Annotated in this window: 1 protein-coding gene; it reads right to left on the bottom strand. The window is 67.1% G+C overall.

The genetic code is table 11. From position 1 onward, the window contains the following. Positions 1-847, bottom strand: an 847-nt coding sequence (locus PSH25_RS25630) for a L,D-transpeptidase family protein (protein WP_238661492.1), incomplete at its 3' end; no start/stop codon positions are given. Between the last annotated feature and the right edge of the window lie 477 nt (positions 848-1,324).

Raw genomic sequence — 1,324 nt, 5'->3', positions numbered from 1 at the left:
TGATCACCATCTTGCCGCTGGAACTCGGCGTGCTCGCCTTACCCAGGCTGACCGGGATCCGGCGGACCTGCTTGCCGTCGCGCAGCACGGTCATCTGCTTGGTGGCGTTGTCGATCTCCAGCGAGACCTGTCGTCCGATCTTGGAGGTCGCGGTCCGCTCGGCGTCGCCGATCCGGTCCTTTCCGATCGGCAGACCCTCCAGACCGGCCCGGACGCTGATGGTGGTGCCCGGCTTCCAAAAATCGGGTGCCCGGTAATAGACCTGACTTCCATCCTCAAGCCACGACCAGGTGCCCGGCTGCGGCGGATTGGTCTTTACGAACAACCGTCGCTGGACATCCGCTCTGGCCTCTTTCGGAATTCCCGGGTCGAACGCCACCGTTACCGGCATCGCCGTGCCGTACGTCCGATTGCCGTTGAAATAGAGGGTGCTGGTGATCTGCGGCTTGGTCGATTTGGCCATCGTCGTGAAGGTGGTGGTACGAGTGGTGGTGGCACCGGAGTCACCGGTCGCGGTCACCTCGGCGGTGTAGGTCCGCCGTGGTTGCAGCGGAGCGCTCGGCACCCAGCCGGAGCCGTCCTCGCGCGGCTCGGCGTTGACCTGCTTGCCCTTGTCGTCGGTGAGGCGTACGCCGGTGACCCGCCCGCCCTTGACCACGGTGCCCAGCTCGGCGCTGACCGGAACGTCCCGGGCCTTGTCCCCCGGTGTCACGGCGAGCTCCGGCGGGGCGGCGTGCTTCTTGGCCGAGCCGGTCGCCGACCCCCGGTCGACGGTGCACGCACCCAGGGCGAGTGGTGCGGCTGCGATGGTTACCGCCAACAGCGTCAATCGCCGCCTAGACGTCATGTTTCAGTCCCCCCGTTTTCGACTTCCCTCCGCCATATTCTTGCCCGCTCGAGGGGGTCATTAGCGGCATTCGGAAATAATCGGCGGCGCATTTACCGGAGCATTTTCCGACAATGTTCCAATTGGCGGAACAGGTGTTCAACCGACCCATCTCATGCGCTTTGCCCCGCTTGAGCGACGCGACGTCGACTGTCCGAATGCCGGGCCGGTGGTGGCACCCACTGGCGGGCCTGTCACCGCCCTACACACATCCGCGCGACGTTTGTCCGGTCCGTGGGTGCTGAGGCGTTCGATCCGGCGCGTGATCAACTCGCGTTCCAGGAAGTCGCGGCATCGCCACGTCCGGGATACCGCGACTTCCAGGAACCCGAGTGGATCACGAACCAGCCCGGGGCCGGAGCGAGGCGGGCGGGCCCGGCGAGGCCGGCCGGTCGAGGCGGGCCAGGCCGGCGGGGCGGCCGGTCGAGGCGGGCCAGG

The sequence above is a fragment of the Micromonospora foliorum genome, from assembly GCF_022229015.1.
Taxonomy (GTDB): Bacteria; Actinomycetota; Actinomycetes; order Mycobacteriales; family Micromonosporaceae; genus Micromonospora; species Micromonospora foliorum.
The sequence above is the reverse complement of the archived record's forward strand: the minus strand, read 5'-3'. Positions and strand labels throughout refer to the sequence as shown.